The organism is Streptococcus dentiloxodontae (genome assembly GCF_053206925.1).
Window position 1 is genome coordinate 31,639 of the sequence record NZ_JBRUHR010000012.1, and the last position, 18,337, is coordinate 49,975.

Genomic DNA, 18,337 nt, shown 5'->3' on the forward strand with positions numbered 1-18,337 from the left:
CAGCCTCATTTTTTTACAAAGATTAGTTATCAAAAAACGGAAGGAGATTGAGATGTCTATTGAACAACTTCGCAATGCCAAAATTATCACGGCTATGATTACACCTTTTAATACCGATGGTTCAATTAATTTTGATGCTCTGCCTAAATTGATTGAGCATCTCTTGGCACATCACACAGATGGTCTCTTATTGGCTGGAACAACAGCTGAAAGTCCAACGCTGACACATGATGAGGAATTGGAGCTCTTTGCGGCTGTCCAGAAAATTGTTGCAGGGCGTGTTCCTTTAATTGCAGGTGTCGGTACTAATGACACTCGTGATTCGATTGAATTCGCAAAAGAAGTGGCTGATTTTGGCGGTTTTGCGGCAGGACTGGCCATTGTTCCTTACTATAACAAACCATCTCAGGATGGTCTTTATCAGCACTTCAAAGCTATTGCTGATGCTTCTGATTTGCCAATTATCATCTATAATATTCCAGGCCGTGTTGTCGTAGAGATGACGCCAGAAACCATGCTGCGTTTGGCAGAGCATCCCAACATCATTGGTGTTAAAGAATGTACAAGCCTAGCCAATATGGCCTATCTTATCGAACATAAGCCTGATGATTTCCTGATTTATACAGGTGAGGATGGAGATGCTTTTCATGCCATGAATTTAGGAGCAGACGGTGTTATTTCGGTAGCTTCGCATAGTAATGGAGATGAAATGTTTGCCATGCTTCAAGCGATTAAAAATAATGACATAAAGGCTGCGGCAGCTATTCAGCGTAAATTTATTCCAAAAGTTAACGCTCTCTTTTCTGTACCTAGCCCAGCACCTGTTAAAGCGGTACTGAACCATCTTGGTTTTGAGGTGGGACCATTGCGCCTGCCTTTGGTTTCTTGTACGCCAGAAGAAGCTAAAAGAATTATCAAGGTAGTTCTTGAGGAAGATATTGTCGCAACGCGTGAAACCGTCACAGGTGTTGTTCGTCCAGATTATTAGTAGAATATCAGAGAACCAGCCGGTTCTTTTTTCTTGCCATCAATGAAATTGACGTAAATCCTAATCATTTGACTATAATTTTGGTATAATAGACAAGATACAGCTAACTTGCTGTCTTTTAAAATCTAATGTATGATAATAGAAAAAAGAAAGGAGCTTTATGAAAGCTTTAGAAACAAAGCTAGCGCAGGATTTTGATATTGTATTTAATCAAAAAAATCTGCTTGAAACAGCTTTTACTCATACCAGTTATGCCAACGAGCACCGTCTCCTAAACATTTCACATAATGAGCGTTTGGAATTTTTAGGAGACGCGGCTCTGCAATTAGTCATTTCTAATTATCTTTATCGGCGTTATCCAGACAAACCTGAAGGTGAGATGTCTAAATTGCGCAGCATGATTGTCCGAGAAGAAAGTCTGGCAGGCTTTACTAAGGTTTGCGGTTTTGAGAAATATATTCGTCTGGGAAAGGGTGAAGAACGCTCAGGCGGCCGCAAACGTGCTACCATTTTAGGAGATCTTTGGGAAGCTTTTTTGGGTGCTCTCTACCTCGATCAGGGATTGCCTGCTGTTGAAAAATTTTTGGGCGAAGTCATGATTCCGCAGGTTGAAAAGGGCGACTTTGACCGAGTGACAGACTATAAGACAGCTCTTCAAGAGCGTCTCCAAATTCACGGTACCGTTGATATTGCTTACACTGTAATTGAAGAATCAGGACCTGCCCATTCCAAAATATTCACTGTTTTAGTGACTGTTGATGGTAAAGAACTGAGTTCAGGAACTGGAAAATCTAAAAAATTAGCAGAACAGGCAGCTGCAGAAGTAGCTCTAAAACAATTAGGAAACTAAACATGTATCTCAAATCAATTCAAATGCAGGGCTTTAAGTCTTTTGCAGATAAAACACAGGTGGTCTTTGACAAGGGGGTTACTGCTGTGGTTGGGCCAAATGGCTCAGGTAAATCTAATATCACAGAAAGTCTGCGCTGGGCTTTAGGGGAATCGTCCGCAAAAAGCCTTCGTGGCGGTAAAATGCCTGATGTTATTTTTGCAGGTACTGAAGTTCGTAAAGCTCTGAACTATGCAGAAGTAGCCGTAACTCTTGATAATTCCGATGGTTTCATTGCCAATGGCGGAGCTGAAATTCGTGTAGAGCGTCACATTTACCGCAATGGTGACAATGATTATTTGATTGATGGGAAAAAGGTTCGCCTGCGTGATATTCATGATTTATTTATGGATACTGGACTTGGACGCGATTCTTTTTCAATCATTTCGCAAGGCCGTGTAGAAGAAATCTTTAATTCTAAACCCGAAGAACGCCGTGCTATCTTTGAAGAAGCAGCTGGGGTTCTTAAGTATAAAACACGTAAAAAAGAAACTCAGAACAAGCTGCAACAGACGCAGGATAATCTGGATCGTCTTGAGGATATTATTTATGAGCTGGTATCTCAGGTTAAACCTTTGGAAAAGCAAGCAGCGACAGCTAAGCGCTTTTTGGAATTAGATGAAGAGCGTAAGCAGGTTCAGCTTAATCTTTTAGTACACGATATTGAGTCTGGTAAGACTGATTTAGAAACGGTTCAAACTCGGCTTGCAGCGGTCAAGAAAGAACTTTCAGATTACTATGCAGAGCGTCAGCGATTGGAGACTGAAAATCAGGAATTAAAGCAAAAACGCCATCAACTCTCAGAACAGATGACGAAAGATCAGCAGACTCTGCTTGAGGTAACCCGTTTAATTTCGGATTTTCAGCGTCAAATGGATATCTTTACAATGGAGAGCCAGCAAAAGTCTGAAAAGAAAGAAGAAACGCAGGCACGTTTGGCCGAAATTGCTGAGCTAAAAATACAGCTTAATAATAAGCTAAAGTCGGTCAAATCAAATCAGTCTGAGATGTCCGCAGAGCTTGCAGAAATCGCTGAGAACTTAACCCAGGTTCAAACCAGTTTATCTCAGTTTTCCGATGATCCAGATTTAATGATTGAACGCCTTCGTGAAGATTATGTGGCTCTCATGCAAAAGGAAGCTGCTTTTTCTAACCAATTAACCCAGACTAGGCATAGTTTGGAAAGTCAGGAAGAAGCACAAGCTGCTCAGGCTGAGGAGAAAAAGCAGGCTCAGGAGCATCTTTTGCTGGCGAAACAGGCAGCTAAAGAAGGAAATGAGAAGCTTGAGCTGGCTAAAGAGCAAGTCAAATTGCTTTTGGATGACTATCAAAAAGCCAACCAAGCGCATCAAGCCTCAGAAGAACATTATCAAAAATCCCAAACGGCTATGTTTGAATTGCTGGATAATATAAAGGGTAAGGAAGCCCGCAAAAACAGCTTGGAGGCCATCCAGAAAAGTCACAGCAATTTTTATGCAGGTGTAAAAGCAGTACTTCAGAATGCACGTGAAATTAAGGGAATTATTGGAGCGGTCAGTGAGCATTTGACTTTTGATAAAAAGTACCAGACGGCTTTGGAGATTGCTATGGGAGCCAGTAGTCAGAATATTATTGTAGAAGATGAGGCTGCGGCCAAACGTTCCATTAATTTTCTTAAGCGCAGCCGTCAAGGGCGCGCAACTCTCTTGCCATTGACCACGATAAAACCGCGTCAGATTAGTCAGCAACATGCTCAAAGTTTGGCTAAAAGTGCAGGTTTTATTGGTTTAGCGAGTGATTTGGTAACATTTGAACCGCGTCTTTCAGGTATTTTTCAAAACTTACTTGGTGTAACGGCTATTTTTGATACGATTGATCATGCTAATGCAGCTGCGCGCGCTGTCCGTTTTCAGGTGCGCATGGTGACCTTGGATGGATCGGAAATTCGTCCGGGCGGAGCTTTTGCAGGTGGTACCAATAGGCAGAACAATAATCTTTTTATCAAACCTGAGTTAGATGCCCTGCTGACTGAGATTTCTGAATTAAAAGCGGAGCTATCTCTGAAGGAAAGTAATGTTGAAAAAGCCCGTTTAGCTCGTGAGCAGGCTAAAGAACGTGTGGAGAAAGTCAAGGAAGAAGGAGAGACAGCTCGGCTGAAAGAGCAAAAGGCTGCTATGGAATATGAGCAGCAGGTGCAGGTATTGGAGCAGGCTAAGCAGTTACTTGCAGGTTTTTCTGAACTTCTTGACCAAAACGACAGAGATGAATTAGTAGCTAGTAAAAGTGGGCTAGAAGCAGAGATTTCCAAGATTCAGGCAGAACGTAAAAGTATCAATAAACGTATTGAAGAGATAAAAACGGATAAAGATGCTATTACTAAGCAAACGCAGGATCTTCAAGAACAAGGCTCTGCTTTACGGTTGAAAGAACGTGATTTACAAGCAGAAATTCGTTTTGGGAAATCAGAAATAGAGCGTCTGCAGACAGAGTTAACAGATTTAGAAGCAGAAGAGCAAGAAAGACAGGCTCTTTTGACAAATCAAGAAAGCGGTCATGATGCAGAGCGTTTGCCGCGCTTGCAGTCTGATTTAGCAGAAGCCAGTCAGCGAAAGACAGATTTAGAGCAAAATCTGGTTCGTGCTAAATTTGAATTGGAAGACTGTGAAGGGCAGTTAGAAGATTTAGACGATCGCTTGATGAAGGCAGGAAACCGCAATGAAGATCTCATTCGCCAGCAGACACGTTTGGAAAGTAATGAAAGTCAGCTGACTCAATCTTTGCGCCAATTTGCTGCGCGTCTGGCAGAAGAATACCAACTGTCACTTGAAGGGGCTAAGGCTATTGTTGACAGCATAGACAATGAAACGTCTGCTCGTCAGAATTTAAAAAATTTGGAACGTGCCATTAAAGCTTTGGGCCCTATCAATTTGGAGGCCATCACGCAATTTGATGAGGTAAGCCAGCGTCTTAGTTTCTTAAATGCTCAAAAAGAGGATTTGACCAATGCTAAAGATCTTCTTTTGGAAACAATTCATGATATGGATGATGAAGTCAAGGCGCGTTTCAAGACGACTTTTGAGGCCATTCGTCAATCATTTAAGCAGACCTTTACACAAATGTTTGGTGGGGGGACAGCAGACCTTTTGCTGACTTCAGATGATCTGCTTAATGCTGGTGTAGACATTTCTGTTCAGCCGCCGGGTAAGAAAATTCAATCGCTTAATCTTATGTCTGGTGGCGAAAAGGCTCTGTCGGCTTTAGCTCTGCTATTTTCTATTATTCGTGTAAAAACGATTCCTTTTGTCATCCTAGATGAGGTTGAGGCAGCATTAGATGAGGCCAATGTCAAACGTTTTGGAGATTATCTTAACCGCTTTGATAAATCCAGTCAATTTATCGTGGTGACTCACCGTAAGGGAACCATGTCTGCAGCAGATTCTATCTATGGAGTGACCATGCAGGAATCTGGTGTCTCTAAAATCGTCTCAGTCAAACTGAAGGACTTGCATTTGGACTAAAATTTGATTAGAGAATGCTGAAAGCATCCGAACGAGCTGCCGTTATTTTTAGATAATATACGGGAAAAGTCTGCGATATTATGAATTAACGGCGAAACATATCAGAAAAGTAAAGAATTGGATTTCATACTTTTTGAAACTATATTGAAAACGATTCCTTTCTTAATATCATAGAATTTATGAGAAGGTAAAAAGTTGCAATTTTATTACTATATGGTAGAATATATGTGAAATGTCATATGGGGATATGGATATTTCAAAGTGCATTAGTAGTTAAATTTGACAGATGGTATTTCATTTTGAACACATCCGATGATTTCGAGGTAGATGATAACCTCATTTAATTACTACTGTAGGGAAGCCCGAGGTGATGAAATCTTGGGCTTTTCAATTCGACTTGAAAGCTAAGCCATTTTTTGGTAAAATAAAAAGCAATTGAATAGAGCCTGAGAGACTAGTAACCTTTTGGAATTTGACAGGGAGTGGGGATCGTGACTGGAAGTCCCCTCAGAGAAAGATTGGCCAATTCACTCTCATTAAGGCTGGGAATTAAGGTCTGGTTTTCCAGATAAAAACGGATGGTACCGCGTGTCAACGCTCCGCTTGGGGATTGATAGGCGGTATTTTTGTGGTTTTAATTCTGTATCGAAATTTGAAAGGAAATCTCATGGATTTACAAACACAATTAGAAGAGTTGAAAGTTTCGACTCAGGCTAAACTGAAAGAAATGAAGGGCAATCACGCCAAAGAATTGCAGGATTTGCGCGTGCAGGTGCTCGGAAAGAAAGGGTCATTGACTGATCTTTTGAAAGGTCTGAAAGACTTATCAAAAGAAGAACGGCCTGTTGTCGGTAAAATGGTCAACGAAGTGCGCGATGTTTTGACAGAAGCTTTTGATGAGACTGCTAAAATCGTTGAAGCTGCAAAAATTCAAGCACAATTAGAATCAGAAAGCTTAGATATCACACTCCCTGGACGTCGTGTCAAATTGGGAAATCGGCATGTTCTTAGTCAGACAAGTGAAGAAATTGAAGATATTTTTCTTGGTATGGGCTTTCAGGTCGTTGATGGATATGAAGTCGAGCAAGACTACTATAATTTTGAGCGTATGAATTTGCCAAAGGATCACCCAGCGCGTGATATGCAGGATACTTTCTACATTACTGAGGATATTTTGCTGCGCACGCATACCAGTCCTGTCCAAGCACGTACACTTGATAAGCATGATTTTTCTAAGGGACCACTCAAGATGATTTCGCCCGGACGTGTTTTCCGTCGTGATACCGATGATGCGACGCACTCTCACCAATTCCATCAAATCGAAGGTCTAGTCGTTGGTAAAAATATCTCTATGGGCGACCTCAAGGGAACGCTTGAGATGATTAGTAAAAAAATGTTTGGTGAAGATCGTAAAATTCGTTTGCGTCCCTCTTATTTCCCATTTACTGAACCTTCTGTTGAGGTTGATGTTTCTTGTTTCAAATGCGGCGGTAAAGGCTGTAATGTCTGCAAGAAAACAGGTTGGATTGAGGTTCTTGGTGCAGGTATGGTTCACCCAAGTGTTCTTGAAATGTCAGGTGTTGACTCTGAAGAATACTCTGGCTTTGCCTTTGGTTTAGGTCAAGAACGTATTGCCATGCTGCGTTACGGAATTAATGACATTCGTGGTTTCTACCAAGGCGATGTTCGTTTCAGCCAGCAGTTCAACTGAGGCAGTCACCACAGGTGAGGCTCTTATGTCTAAAATCACATTAGAAAAAATTGAAATGGAAGATGTCAATAAGCTTCGTGACATCGCCATCCAAACATTTACAGAAACCTTTGCTCACGACAATACTCCTGAACAATTGCAGGCTTTCTTTGATCAAGCCTATACCATAGAAGTCTTGTCAGCAGAGCTAAGTCATCCAGAATCGCTTTATCGATTCATCAAGGTAGATGGTCAGATTGCAGGCTATCTCAAGGTCAACTGGGGGGCTGCTCAAACGGAGCATGAACTGGCTGACGCTTTTGAAATCCAACGGATTTATGTCTTGCAAAAATTTCAAGGACTGGGCTTAGGTAAGCAGATGTTTGAGTTTGCTTTGGAAATAGCAGAGCAAAAAGGCTTTACTTGGGCCTGGCTGGGAGTTTGGGAACATAACTTCAAAGCGCAAGCTTTTTACAAAAAATACGGCTTTGAAAAATTTGCCGAACATGCTTTCCCTGTCTCAGATGACAAAGTCGATGTGGACTGGCTCTTGCGAAAGCGACTGAAGTAGAAATTAGATGGCGACAGCCATTCCAAAATGATTGTCTGTATTAACTTAGAAAAAAAGACTTATAAGAAAAACGAAAGGAATTGAATCCACCCGGCAAGCTGTGTCAAAGAGTTAGAAACTGTCTAGGCATAGGCATTCTCGTCAGCTTTTCTAGACGACTTTGCTTGTTAGAGGTTTGGTATCTTGAATTATGTTAGTATCATATAAATGGTTAAAAGAACTTGTGGATGTTGATGTCACCACCCACGAACTCGCCGAAAAAATGTCAACGACAGGTATTGAAGTCGAAGGGGTTGAAAGCCCAGCTGATGGCTTGTCAAAATTAGTTGTTGGTCATATTGTATCTTGTGAAGATGTGCCAGAAACACATTTGCACCTTTGTCAAGTGGACACAGGTGACGAGACCTTACGTCAAATTGTCTGTGGAGCACCGAATGTCAAAGCGGGTATCAATGTCATCGTAGCCCTTCCTGGCGCTCGCATCGCTGACAATCACAAAATTAAAAAAGGTAAAATCCGTGGTATGGAATCTCTGGGTATGATTTGTTCTCTTCAAGAACTTGGTTTGCCTGACAGCATTATTCCAAAAGAATTCGCTGATGGTATCCAAATCTTACCTGAAGATGCGGTGCCTGGCGATAGCATCTTCCCATACCTTGACTTGGATGATGAAATTATCGAACTGTCTATCACACCTAATCGTGCGGACGCCCTCTCTATGCGTGGAGTAGCTCACGAGGTGGCAGCCATCTATGGCAAAGAGGTGCACTTCTCAGAGAAGGCTTTGGTGGAAAATGGCAGAGCGGCTAAGGATGTTATTGATGTTGCGATTGCATCTGATAAGGTTTTGACTTACAAGGCTCGTGTCGTTGAAAATGTCACCGTTAAACCAAGTCCGCAATGGCTGCAAAATCTGCTCATGAATGCTGGTATTCGTCCTATCAATAACGTGGTGGACGTAACCAATTATATTCTTCTCTATTTTGGACAACCCATGCATGCCTTTGATTTAGACAAGTTTGAAGGCAAGAAAATCCTTGCGCGTGATGCACGTGACGGTGAAAAATTGGTCACTCTTGATGGCGAAGAACGCGATTTGACAGCAGAAGATATCGTGATTACCGTTGCAGATAAGCCTGTTGCTCTTGGTGGTGTCATGGGCGGTCAATCAACTGAAATTGATAATGCCTCTAAGAACGTTGTTCTTGAAGCAGCTGTTTTTGATGGCAAATCAATCCGTAAAACCAGTAGCCGTCTTAATCTGCGTTCTGAATCGTCATCACGTTTTGAAAAAGGCATTAACTATGCCACAGTTGCGCAAGCTCTTGACTTTGCAGCTGCTATGCTGACAGAATTAGCAGATGGCGAGGTCTTATCAGGACGTATTGAAGCTGGTTTAGTACCGACAGAACCTGTCCAAGTGTCAACGACTCTTGACTATGTCAATGTGCGTTTGGGAACAGCCCTGACTTATGCAGACATTGAAGATGTCTTTGCCAAGCTTGGCTTTGATGTAACAGGAAATGCTGAAAAATTCACCGTTTCTGTACCTCGTCGCCGTTGGGACATTGCTATTCAGGCTGACTTGGTGGAAGAAGTTGCCCGCATCTATGGTTATGATAAGTTGCCAACAACGCTTCCTGAAGCAGCAGGGACAGCCGGTGAATTGACTAAGTCGCAAAAATTACGTCGCAAGGTTCGTACGATTGCTGAAGGTGCAGGTCTGTCAGAAATCATCTCTTATGCTCTGACAACACCTGAAAAAGCGGTAGAATTCACCCTTACTCCAAGCAACGTGACTGAGCTCATGTGGCCAATGTCTGTTGAACGCTCTGCTCTTCGCCAAAACATCGTATCAGGCATGTTGGACACTGTCGCTTACAATGTTGCCCGTAAGAACAGCAACCTTGCCATCTATGAAATCGGTAAAATCTTTGAACAAAAAGGCAATCCAAAAGCTGAATTGCCAAATGAAATCAGTACCTTTGCCTTTGCTATCTCTGGTCTTGTGGCTGAAAAAGATTTCCAAACCAAGGCAACGCCAGTTGACTTCTTCTATGCTAAAGGTATCGTGGAAGCCTTGGCTGCCAAACTTGGATTGACCTTTGCCTTTGTCGCTGAGAGAGGTTTAGCAAGTATGCATCCAGGTCGTACAGCAGCTATCTTGCTGGATGGTCAAGCAGTTGGTTTTGTAGGGCAAGTGCATCCGCAAACCGCTAAAGACTATAGCATTCCAGAAACTTATGTGGCTGAAATCAACCTAGATGCAGTAGAAGCTGCGCTCACGGATGACAAGGTCTTCCAAGACATCACGAAATTCCCAGCTGTTTCTCGTGATATTGCTCTGCTATTGGACGCAGAAGTCAGCCATCAAGAAGTCGTGGATGCTATCCAATCTGCTGGCGTCAAACGTCTGGCAGCAATTAAACTCTTTGATGTCTTCTCAGGTGAAAAACTGGGTCTTGGCAAGAAATCAATGGCCTACAGCCTGACTTTCCAAAATCCAAGTGACAACTTGACTGATGAGGAAGTCGCCAAATACATGGAAAAAATCACCAAAGCTCTGACCGAAACTGTCGGAGCGGAAGTGAGATAAGCCGAAAATCTATCCTTCGGGGTAGATTTTTTGCTCTAATGAAAAAATTACACGGGAAAGTCTTCTAAAGGCTGTTTCAAAAATTATACATAATTGTCTGTTTTCAGTCATTTTTACTTGACAAATATGCAAAAGCTTTGCATAATATTTAAAAAGACATGAAAAGAGGGCAGAACATGCAAATTATCAAGCGTGACGGTCAAGTAGCGGATTTTGATCCGGATAAAATTTATCAGGCCATCTTAAAAGCAGCTCAGACTGTATATGTTTTAGATGATACTTGGCGTCAAAATTTAGCACAAGTTACTAAAAAAGTAGCTCTTGATTTGGAAGATGCACAAGTAGAACGCCCAACAATCAATATGATTCAATCCTTGGTTGAAAATCGTTTGATGGAAGCTGGTTATATCAATATCGCTGAGCATTATATCTCGTATCGTTTGCAGCGCGATCTTGAACGTAACGGTTATGGTGATAGTATTATTGTTCATCTGCGTTTTGAGCAGACAAAGTAAAGAGAGTGGGACAAAAATCGGTAAATCGTCATGGAATGGCGATTTCGATTTTGTTGTCCCACCTCCGCACAGTTTATTAGGGATTGATATGAACTAACGTTCATAGGATTAGATAACCTCAAACAGTTCCCCAAACTGTTTGAGCTATCACTTGCGTAATTGAACACGAGCTACGAGCTGTGTCAAAAAGATAGTTTCTCCTAGAGTCTTGTGACTCTTCGTCAAAACTCCTATTTTGCCTTTGCTCGTAAACGCTCTTTGTATCTTGTCTAGCAAGGGATAAGGACTTCCAATAAACCACTGCGTCAAACATTTGATGTTGCACAGATTGAAGGAGTTTGAGACTTTTGTCCCACTCTCTTTTTTGTATGATCAAATTAGAGATGTGATTTCCATTTTTCAAGATTATAAGAAAGCTTTTCGTCAATGGTCAACCGCAGATAATGTGATCTTTCCCTATTCATATAGTTTTCGATTAACGAGTCGCTTTTAGCATCTGTTAAATAAAGACTGACGAAATGCGGAGCTAGAACATAATTTTTGGTTATTTGGTATTTTGCCAACTTTGCCAGAGTTTGTTTCATGTGATGAGCAAAGACTCTATTTAGGTATTTGAGATTTTTGGCAAACATGCCATTATCAATATAAAGAGAGAGAGCTTTTTGCATAATGAGGTTAGTATCATAATCAATAAGCCTTTTATAATCTAAAAAAGAACGGGTCAAATTCTGAGGTAAAACTAAACTGCTCAAACGCAGAGCAGGAAATAGGGTCATAGAGAAGGATTTTAGATAGATCACTTTTTCGTGAGTATCATAATAATGGATTGGTAAATCTCCAGTCTTAGCAAAATCTCCCATGTAGTCATCTTCGATAATATAAACATCGTACTTATAAGCAAGTTCTGCTAAGGCCTGCTTTTCCTGCAAATGATAGGTTAGGCCTAAGGGGTTGGAGTAGCGTGATATGGTATAAAAACACTTAATCGGATAATTTTGAAAAAGTTCCTCTAATTTTTTAAAATCAAGTCCCTGAAAATCTCGCTTAATTGTCATGTAAGGAAGATTTTGTGAGCGCACTAAGTCATTCATTCGATGATAGGTTGGCTGTTCAAGCAGAATCATTTCTTTGTTGTTGGGAAAGTCCATCTGAGTGAGAATATAAAGCGCCTGTTGGCTTCCCGATGTGACAACAATATTTTTTTTCTTGCTGTAAACGCCTGTATCTTCCAGTTGCTTTTGAAAAGAAGCGATCAAAGCTTCTAAACCTTCCTGCTGATGATAGTAGTTGAAGAGATAATTTTCCCTGCCTTCCAAACTTTCATTGACACATAAACGAAAATCTTCGTAAGCACGGTTGCTGTAGTCTGTCAGACTAATATCTAATTCGTCATTCTCCTGCATGCCTTCAAGAACATAATAACCGCTTTTATGAACAGCGTAAAGAATATTTTGATATTTCAGTTCCAGCAGGGCATGCTGGACAGTGTCTTTGCTGCAGCCGTATGCTTTACTAAGTTTGCGAATAGAAGGGATTTTATCCCCTTTTTTTAGCAGTCCTTGATTAATATTTTGTTTAATGTCTTGACAAATTCTTGAATATTTACTAGTCATAATATTTTTTGTCCCCATACAGTTTACTTGTAAGACTATTGTACAGCAGTTTTCTTTTTTATACAATGATTCTATCAATTAATAATGGAGTTCAAGATGCCTAAGAGAATTATTGCTGCTAATGATTTAGTTGGCTTAGGAAAAGTCGCCTTGACCAGTATGTTGCCTATTTTAGCGGCTTGCGGAATTGAAGTCAGTCCTCTGCCGACTGTTATCCTATCCTCACATACAGGAGGATTTGACCACCTATATGCTGAAGAATTTACAAAAGGCATGTCAGCTTCTCTGTTTCAATGGGAACAGCTGAAAATTCCTTTTAATGGTGTGGTTACGGGGTATTTAAAAAATATCAATCAAGCAAAACTTCTTGGAAATTATGCAAAAAAACACTCTTTGCCGCTAGTAGTTGATCCTATCATGGGAGATGACGGAAAACTGTACTCAGGTTTTAATGCCGATCATGTCAAGGTACTTAAAGAGCTATGCCAATCAGCAGAGCTTATTTTGCCTAATTTAACCGAGGCTGCCTTTTTGACTGAAACTGAATTTTTAGCTGAAGAATATTCTCAAGAACAGGTTGAAGAGTTGTTGCATCGTTTAGCGGATTTAGGAGCTAAACATGTCATTTTAACAGGAATTTCATTTTCTTCTGAGAAAATAGGAGTCGCTTATCTAAATGCGAAAACGAATACGATTAACTATGCAATGTCTTTGCGTTACCCTGAGCATTTTTTTGGAACAGGCGATCTCCTAACAGCAATCGTAACAGCGGTCTATTTTCAGGGAATTAGTTTAGCTGATGGTATTCCTTTAGCCTTATCTTTTCTTGACAGGACAATGGAAACAACTCGCAAAAATCAATCTGATTTAAGATTAGGCTTGCTTTATGAGGAACATTTAGGCTATTTATTTAGTGCATTTAGGACATTATTGGAGGATAAAAAATGAGATCAGATAAAACACGCTTATTAGTAGAAATGAGCCTTTTTGCGGCTTTAATCTTCATTAGTATTCAAGCTTTGCGTATTCCTGTTGGACCGCAATTTGTACATTTTGGCAATGCTTTGGTTGTCATAGCTGTTTTGATTTACGGTGTCAAACGCGGTGCTTTGATTGCTGCAGTTGGTTTAGGGATCTTTGATATTTTTAATGGCTATGCAGCAGAGGTTTGGCTGACCATTTTAGAAGCTTGGGTGGTCTGCTTGATTATCTATTTCGTTTTTGAAAAATGGCTCAAGGGAGACGATAAACTGATCCATATTATTATCGTTGCTATCAGTGCAGCTGTGATTAAAATTATTATGAACGCTGTTGAATATACTTTAACGGGTGTCATTGTTGGGAATTTAAGCTGGTCTGCGGCGTTTTTGGCAGCTCTTGTTAATATAGGTGGAACTTTTGGGACTTCTTTGGTTACAGCGATCTCAGTACCTATTTTATATCCTATCTTCAAAAAAATATTAGGAAGAAAAGAAAGCTAATCAAAAGAGACGACAAAAAACGAAGTTGCTGTTTAAGTTGGTTTTGACAAACCGTTTGGCTTTAAATAAACGATAAAAAGAGGTTAGGATAGACTGCTCTTAAATGAGATAGAAAAAATCTAATTTGGAGAGGCAGGTCAGTAAAGTCCTGGCTCTTTTTTTGCGTAGTAGTTGTTATATATTTCAAGATGGCATTAAAGAAATCAGCTGAAATGTGCTCAATTTCTTCTAAAAAATGATAAAATAAAAAGGCTATTTACAGTTAGAAAGGAATCAACATCTTCCAAATCTCAGTTTATGAGCTTTTGGATTTTAGTGTTTTATGTCAATTTTAGAAGTTAAAAATCTCAGCCATGGTTTCGGTGATCGTGCTATTTTTGAAAATGTTTCTTTTCGTCTGTTGAAGGGAGAACATATCGGTCTTGTTGGTGCTAATGGTGAAGGAAAATCAACATTTATGTCCATTGTAACAGGGCATTTGCAGCCTGATGAAGGTAAGATAGAGTGGTCACGTTATGTGTCAGTCGGCTATCTTGACCAGCACGCAGTTCTTGAAAAGGGAATGACGGTGCGTGACGTCCTTCGCACAGCTTTTGACGAACTCTTTAAAACAGAAGCACGCATCAATGATATCTATATGTCTATGGCTGAAGAAGGTGCTGATGTTGCAGTCCTCATGGATGAGGTTGGTGAGCTGCAAGATCGTCTGGAATCGCGTGATTTTTATACGTTGGATGCTAAAATCGATGAGGTTGCGCGCGCCTTGGGAGTTATGGAATTTGGGATGGATTCGGATGTGACAGAATTGTCAGGTGGTCAAAGGACTAAGATTTTGCTTGCAAAGCTCCTTCTTGAAAAACCAGACATTCTTTTACTTGATGAACCGACTAATTATCTGGATACAGAACATATTGCTTGGCTTAAGCGTTATCTGCAAGAGTATGAAAATGCCTTTATTCTCATCTCACATGATATCCCTTTTCTTAACGATGTCATCAATATTGTCTATCATGTAGAAAATCTTAACTTGGTTCGCTATGCTGGAGATTATGATAATTTTCAGTCGGTTTATGCCATGAAAAAAGCACAGCTGGAAGCAGCCTATGAGCGTCAGCAAAAAGAAATTGCAGATTTACAGGACTTTGTCAACCGAAATAAAGCACGTGTAGCTACTCGTAATATGGCTATGTCCCGTCAGAAAAAGTTGGACAAAATGGATATTATTGAACTGCAGGCAGAAAAACCAAAACCAGAATTTCATTTTAAAGAATCACGGACACCAAGCCGTTTTGTCTTTCAAACCAAGGATCTGGTTATCGGTTATGAGCGTCCTCTGACTAAAACGCCTCTCAATCTCACTTTAGAACGCAATCAAAAAATTGCTATTATTGGTGCCAATGGTATTGGGAAAACAACTTTATTGCGCAGCTTGCTTGGTGAAATTAAACCACTGCAAGGAAATGTTGAAAGAGGCGATTTTATTGATCTAGGTTATTTTGAGCAGGAGACTGAGAGTTCGCGTCAAACTCCACTGGAAGCTGTTTGGGATGCTTTTCCAGCACTAAATCAGGCAGAGGTTCGCGCAGCTCTTGCCAAATGCGGATTGACTTCCAAACATATTGAAAGTCAAATTCAAGTGCTCTCTGGTGGAGAGCAGGCCAAGGTACGTTTTTGTCTGCTGATGAATCAAGCAAATAATGTTCTTGTTTTGGATGAACCTACGAACCATTTGGATACGGATGCTAAAAATGAGCTTAAGAGAGCTTTGCAAGCTTATAAGGGAACTGTTCTAATGGTTTGTCATGAGCCTGATTTCTACGAAAGCTGGGTAACAGCTGTCTGGGATTTCAATGAATTAACCTGAGCAATCTGGATTCATGGTGCAATAATTGATTAAATTTATGACCCCAAGTCCTGTTTAGATTCTCTGTTGAAGTAATACAGGATTTGGGGTCATGTTAAAAAAAGCTTGGGGGCTGGGTTCTTTGTTAGTAGAGTGGATTGATTTGTCCCACAATGAATAAGTAATCAACTATAAAGGGAGTGGGACAAACCACAATGATTGCTGTGCAATCATCCACAGAAGAGTGTAATCGTGAAGATTACGTATAAGAAAATCCCCAGTGGATGTTTTCTTCATGAGCTTAAAAACAAAAAGCGAATCAGGATTTCATAGAAATCGATTTCTCGGCAAGCCCTAGTTTTTTGTTGCTAATCTGAAACAGTCCACTGGACTGTGTAGGGGAAACTCTGTTGACTTTAGTCAACAGAGTTTTTTTCAACCACTGTATCAAACTGTTATGGCTATTTGTATGACAATCTTAGAGGGACTTTCGTCCCAGCCACTTTTCTGTATTTGCTGCAGGTAAGTGCGTAGCAAGCATGGTTGTCTATCCCATTTACAGTCTCTTGGTTTTTATATTATTTATTTTTCTGAGCACGCTTTTTGCTTTCTGCTAGAAGTTCTTCATTAAGATAATAGAGTTTAATTAAAGAATCTGGTGCAACTTTTCCAGCACGGGGAACCATACGGACGACTTCATTGCATCTAGAACGGCTCCATCTCTGGCTGGCTTTAGCCAGAACAGTTATGACTGTAAAGCCTTTAGATTCAAGGTGCTCCTTAGCTAGATTAACGTCTAAATGTCTAACATCATCTAAAGTGAGTAAAGCAGATTTACGAGCATGCCTGCGATCTAATTCTTTTTGGATAATAGGGGATGTATTCTCAATAGCGCGTCCGATAATTTCAGTTGTATCGGGAATAACAGATAAGATTCTGCCCACGGCTCCTAGCCCTTTAATCCATTTAGATTTACTTGCCATAAAACACCTCCGCTTTAGATTATAGCAGTTTTTTAGCAAAATAGCAGAGCAAAGCAAATAATGGAAGTATTATTATTTATGGAGTAGGTTTTCATTGATTTGTAATAGCTTTCATAACTGCCATCCTTTTATTGCCACCTTTTAAATTTCTTGGGATAAAAAATTACTGGAGATGAGCATATTAGGTGTAACCGTTTTCTAACTATGATAAAATGACAAGGTAAAAAAGAAAAGTAAAAACAAAGAAAGTTGGAAAACTATGTCTAAAATTGTTGTTGTCGGTGCGAATCATGCGGGTACGGTCTGTATTAAAACCATGCTGACAAATTACGGGGATACTAATGAAGTTGTGGTTTTTGACCAAAATTCAAATATCTCTTTTTTAGGGTGCGGTATGGCACTTTGGATTGGTGAGCAAATCTCAGGCTCAGAAGGTCTTTTTTATTCCAGCAAAGAAGAGTTGGAATCTCTTGGAGCCAAGGTTTATATGGAATCACCAGTTATTTCGGTTGATTATGATAAAAAAGAAGTAACAGCAATTGTTAATGGTCAAAAACACGTTGAATCCTATGACAAATTAATTTTGGCAACAGGTTCGCAGCCTATTTTGCCGCCAATTAAAGGTGCTGAATTCAAAAAAGATTCTCGTGAATTTGAGGCAACTCTTGAAAATCTTCAATTTGTAAAGCTCTATCAGAATTCGGTTGATGTTATTGAAAAACTTAAAAGCAATGACATTAATCGTGTAGCAGTTGTTGGTGCTGGTTATATCGGAGTCGAATTAGCGGAAGCATTCCAGCGTAAAGGTAAAGAGGTTATCCTTATTGACGTTGTAGATACTTGCTTAGCGGGGTATTACGACAAAGACCTGACAGATATGATGGCTAAAAATATGGAAAACAACGGTATCCAATTAGCCTTTGGACAGACTGTCAAAGAAATTGCAGGCAATGGCAAAGTTGAAAAAATTATTACAGATAAGACAGAGTATGATGTTGATATGGTAGTTCTTGCAGTCGGTTTCAGGCCAAATACTGCTTTAGGGGATGGTCGAATTGAACTTTTCCGAAACGGTGCTTTTCTTGTCAATAAGCAGCAGGAGACATCAATTCCAGATGTTTATGCTATCGGTGACTGTGCAACTATTTATGATAATACTACAGGAGAAACAGGTTATATCGCTTTAGCTTCAAATGCCCTTCGTACAGGAATTGTCGCTGCGCATAATGCCTGTGGTAAAGAGTTAGAAGGTATCGGTGTTCAAGGCTCAAATGGTATTTCTATTTACGGTCTTAATATGGTTTCCACTGGTTTAACCCTTGAAAAAGCTGAGCGTAATGGTTTCAATGCGGCTGTAACGGAATACAAAGACAAGCAGAAACCAGATTTTATGGAACATGATAATTTCCCAGTAACTATTAAAATCGTCTATGATAAAGATAGCCGCCGTATTTTAGGGGCACAAATGGCCTCTAAAGAAGATATTTCCATGGGAATTCACATGTTTTCACTTGCTATTCAAGAAGGCGTTACTATTGACAAACTGAGCTTAATGGATATTTTCTTCCTGCCTCATTTCAATAAACCTTATAACTATATAACCATGGCAGCACTTGCGGCTGAGTAAGCGGTGAGATTTTCATTGACAAATATTTAAACAAAAGCGATGAC

The 18,337-nt window shown here is 40.2% G+C and carries 13 protein-coding genes; 11 read left to right on the forward strand and 2 right to left on the reverse strand.

Features of this window, described 5'->3' with window-relative positions:
- Positions 1-52: 52 nt before the first annotated feature.
- The 7 genes from dapA (at position 53) to ACVRZ8_RS07015 (ending at position 10,746) form a co-directional block, all read left to right on the forward strand.
- Positions 53-988 (forward strand): 4-hydroxy-tetrahydrodipicolinate synthase, encoded by a 936-nt coding sequence (gene dapA, locus ACVRZ8_RS06985; protein WP_447448602.1) that lies wholly within the window; start codon positions 53-55, stop codon positions 986-988.
- Between the two features lie 160 nt (positions 989-1,148).
- Positions 1,149-1,838: a ribonuclease III gene (gene rnc / locus ACVRZ8_RS06990; RefSeq protein ID WP_447448603.1), complete on the forward strand. Its 690-nt coding sequence runs from the start codon at positions 1,149-1,151 to the stop codon at positions 1,836-1,838.
- A 2-nt stretch (positions 1,839-1,840) separates the two neighbouring features.
- On the forward strand, positions 1,841-5,374 hold the full coding sequence (gene smc / locus ACVRZ8_RS06995; RefSeq protein ID WP_447448604.1) for a chromosome segregation protein SMC: 3,534 nt from the start codon (positions 1,841-1,843) through the stop codon (positions 5,372-5,374).
- A gap of 667 nt (positions 5,375-6,041) precedes the next feature.
- Complete coding sequence (gene pheS / locus ACVRZ8_RS07000) at positions 6,042-7,085, forward strand: phenylalanine--tRNA ligase subunit alpha (RefSeq protein WP_447448605.1); 1,044 nt, start codon at positions 6,042-6,044, stop codon at positions 7,083-7,085.
- Positions 7,086-7,110: 25 nt separating this feature from the next.
- Positions 7,111-7,635, forward strand: a complete 525-nt coding sequence (locus tag ACVRZ8_RS07005) for a GNAT family N-acetyltransferase (protein WP_447448606.1) — start codon at positions 7,111-7,113, stop codon at positions 7,633-7,635.
- A gap of 190 nt (positions 7,636-7,825) precedes the next feature.
- Positions 7,826-10,231 carry a phenylalanine--tRNA ligase subunit beta gene (gene pheT / locus ACVRZ8_RS07010; RefSeq protein WP_447448607.1) on the forward strand — a complete coding sequence of 802 codons (2,406 nt, stop codon included), beginning with the start codon at positions 7,826-7,828 and terminating at the stop codon, positions 10,229-10,231.
- Between the two features lie 176 nt (positions 10,232-10,407).
- Positions 10,408-10,746 (forward strand): ATP cone domain-containing protein, encoded by a 339-nt coding sequence (locus tag ACVRZ8_RS07015; RefSeq protein ID WP_447448608.1) that lies wholly within the window; start codon positions 10,408-10,410, stop codon positions 10,744-10,746.
- A gap of 377 nt (positions 10,747-11,123) precedes the next feature.
- On the opposite strand, the gene ACVRZ8_RS07020 is transcribed toward ACVRZ8_RS07015, so the two are convergent.
- Positions 11,124-12,359 carry an aminotransferase-like domain-containing protein gene (locus ACVRZ8_RS07020; RefSeq protein ID WP_447448609.1) on the reverse strand — a complete coding sequence of 412 codons (1,236 nt, stop codon included), beginning with the start codon at positions 12,357-12,359 and terminating at the stop codon, positions 11,124-11,126.
- Between the two features lie 96 nt (positions 12,360-12,455).
- Here ACVRZ8_RS07020 and ACVRZ8_RS07025 point away from each other — a divergent pair, with 96 nt between their 5' ends.
- The 3 genes from ACVRZ8_RS07025 to ACVRZ8_RS07035 all read left to right on the forward strand — a co-directional run bounded on the left by ACVRZ8_RS07025 (position 12,456) and on the right by ACVRZ8_RS07035 (position 15,704).
- A complete protein-coding gene (locus tag ACVRZ8_RS07025) occupies positions 12,456-13,307 on the forward strand; it encodes a pyridoxamine kinase (RefSeq protein WP_447448610.1) in 852 nt (283 codons plus the stop codon).
- A complete protein-coding gene (locus ACVRZ8_RS07030; protein WP_447448611.1) occupies positions 13,304-13,840 on the forward strand; it encodes an ECF transporter S component in 537 nt (178 codons plus the stop codon). Before ACVRZ8_RS07025 ends, ACVRZ8_RS07030 begins: the two co-directional genes overlap by 4 nt.
- Before the next feature lie 322 nt (positions 13,841-14,162).
- A complete protein-coding gene (locus ACVRZ8_RS07035) occupies positions 14,163-15,704 on the forward strand; it encodes an ABC-F family ATP-binding cassette domain-containing protein (RefSeq protein WP_447448612.1) in 1,542 nt (513 codons plus the stop codon).
- Between the two features lie 557 nt (positions 15,705-16,261).
- Here the strand turns inward: ACVRZ8_RS07035 and ACVRZ8_RS07040 are convergent.
- The gene (locus tag ACVRZ8_RS07040) at positions 16,262-16,666 is read right to left on the reverse strand and encodes a PASTA domain-containing protein (RefSeq protein WP_447448613.1); all 405 of its coding nucleotides are present in this window, start codon (positions 16,664-16,666) and stop codon (positions 16,262-16,264) included.
- A 259-nt stretch (positions 16,667-16,925) separates the two neighbouring features.
- Here ACVRZ8_RS07040 and nox point away from each other — a divergent pair, with 259 nt between their 5' ends.
- Positions 16,926-18,293 (forward strand): H2O-forming NADH oxidase, encoded by a 1,368-nt coding sequence (gene nox / locus ACVRZ8_RS07045; protein ID WP_447448614.1) that lies wholly within the window; start codon positions 16,926-16,928, stop codon positions 18,291-18,293.
- The last annotated feature ends 44 nt before the right edge of the window (positions 18,294-18,337 follow it).

Bases quoted from the DNA above. Each gene is read 5' to 3' on its own strand.
- pheS (WP_447448605.1), top strand. From the start codon at position 6,042: ATGGATTTACAAACACAATTAGAAGAGTTGAAAGTTTCGACTCAGGCT.
- pheT (WP_447448607.1), top strand. From the start codon at position 7,826: ATGTTAGTATCATATAAATGGTTAAAAGAACTTGTGGATGTTGATGTC.
- smc (WP_447448604.1), top strand. From the start codon at position 1,841: ATGTATCTCAAATCAATTCAAATGCAGGGCTTTAAGTCTTTTGCAGAT.
- ACVRZ8_RS07005 (WP_447448606.1), top strand. From the start codon at position 7,111: ATGTCTAAAATCACATTAGAAAAAATTGAAATGGAAGATGTCAATAAG.
- ACVRZ8_RS07020 (WP_447448609.1), bottom strand. From the start codon at position 12,359: ATGACTAGTAAATATTCAAGAATTTGTCAAGACATTAAACAAAATATT.
- dapA (WP_447448602.1), top strand. From the start codon at position 53: ATGTCTATTGAACAACTTCGCAATGCCAAAATTATCACGGCTATGATT.
- ACVRZ8_RS07030 (WP_447448611.1), top strand. From the start codon at position 13,304: ATGAGATCAGATAAAACACGCTTATTAGTAGAAATGAGCCTTTTTGCG.
- ACVRZ8_RS07025 (WP_447448610.1), top strand. From the start codon at position 12,456: ATGCCTAAGAGAATTATTGCTGCTAATGATTTAGTTGGCTTAGGAAAA.
- nox (WP_447448614.1), top strand. From the start codon at position 16,926: ATGTCTAAAATTGTTGTTGTCGGTGCGAATCATGCGGGTACGGTCTGT.
- ACVRZ8_RS07015 (WP_447448608.1), top strand. From the start codon at position 10,408: ATGCAAATTATCAAGCGTGACGGTCAAGTAGCGGATTTTGATCCGGAT.
- rnc (WP_447448603.1), top strand. From the start codon at position 1,149: ATGAAAGCTTTAGAAACAAAGCTAGCGCAGGATTTTGATATTGTATTT.
- ACVRZ8_RS07040 (WP_447448613.1), bottom strand. From the start codon at position 16,666: ATGGCAAGTAAATCTAAATGGATTAAAGGGCTAGGAGCCGTGGGCAGA.
- ACVRZ8_RS07035 (WP_447448612.1), top strand. From the start codon at position 14,163: ATGTCAATTTTAGAAGTTAAAAATCTCAGCCATGGTTTCGGTGATCGT.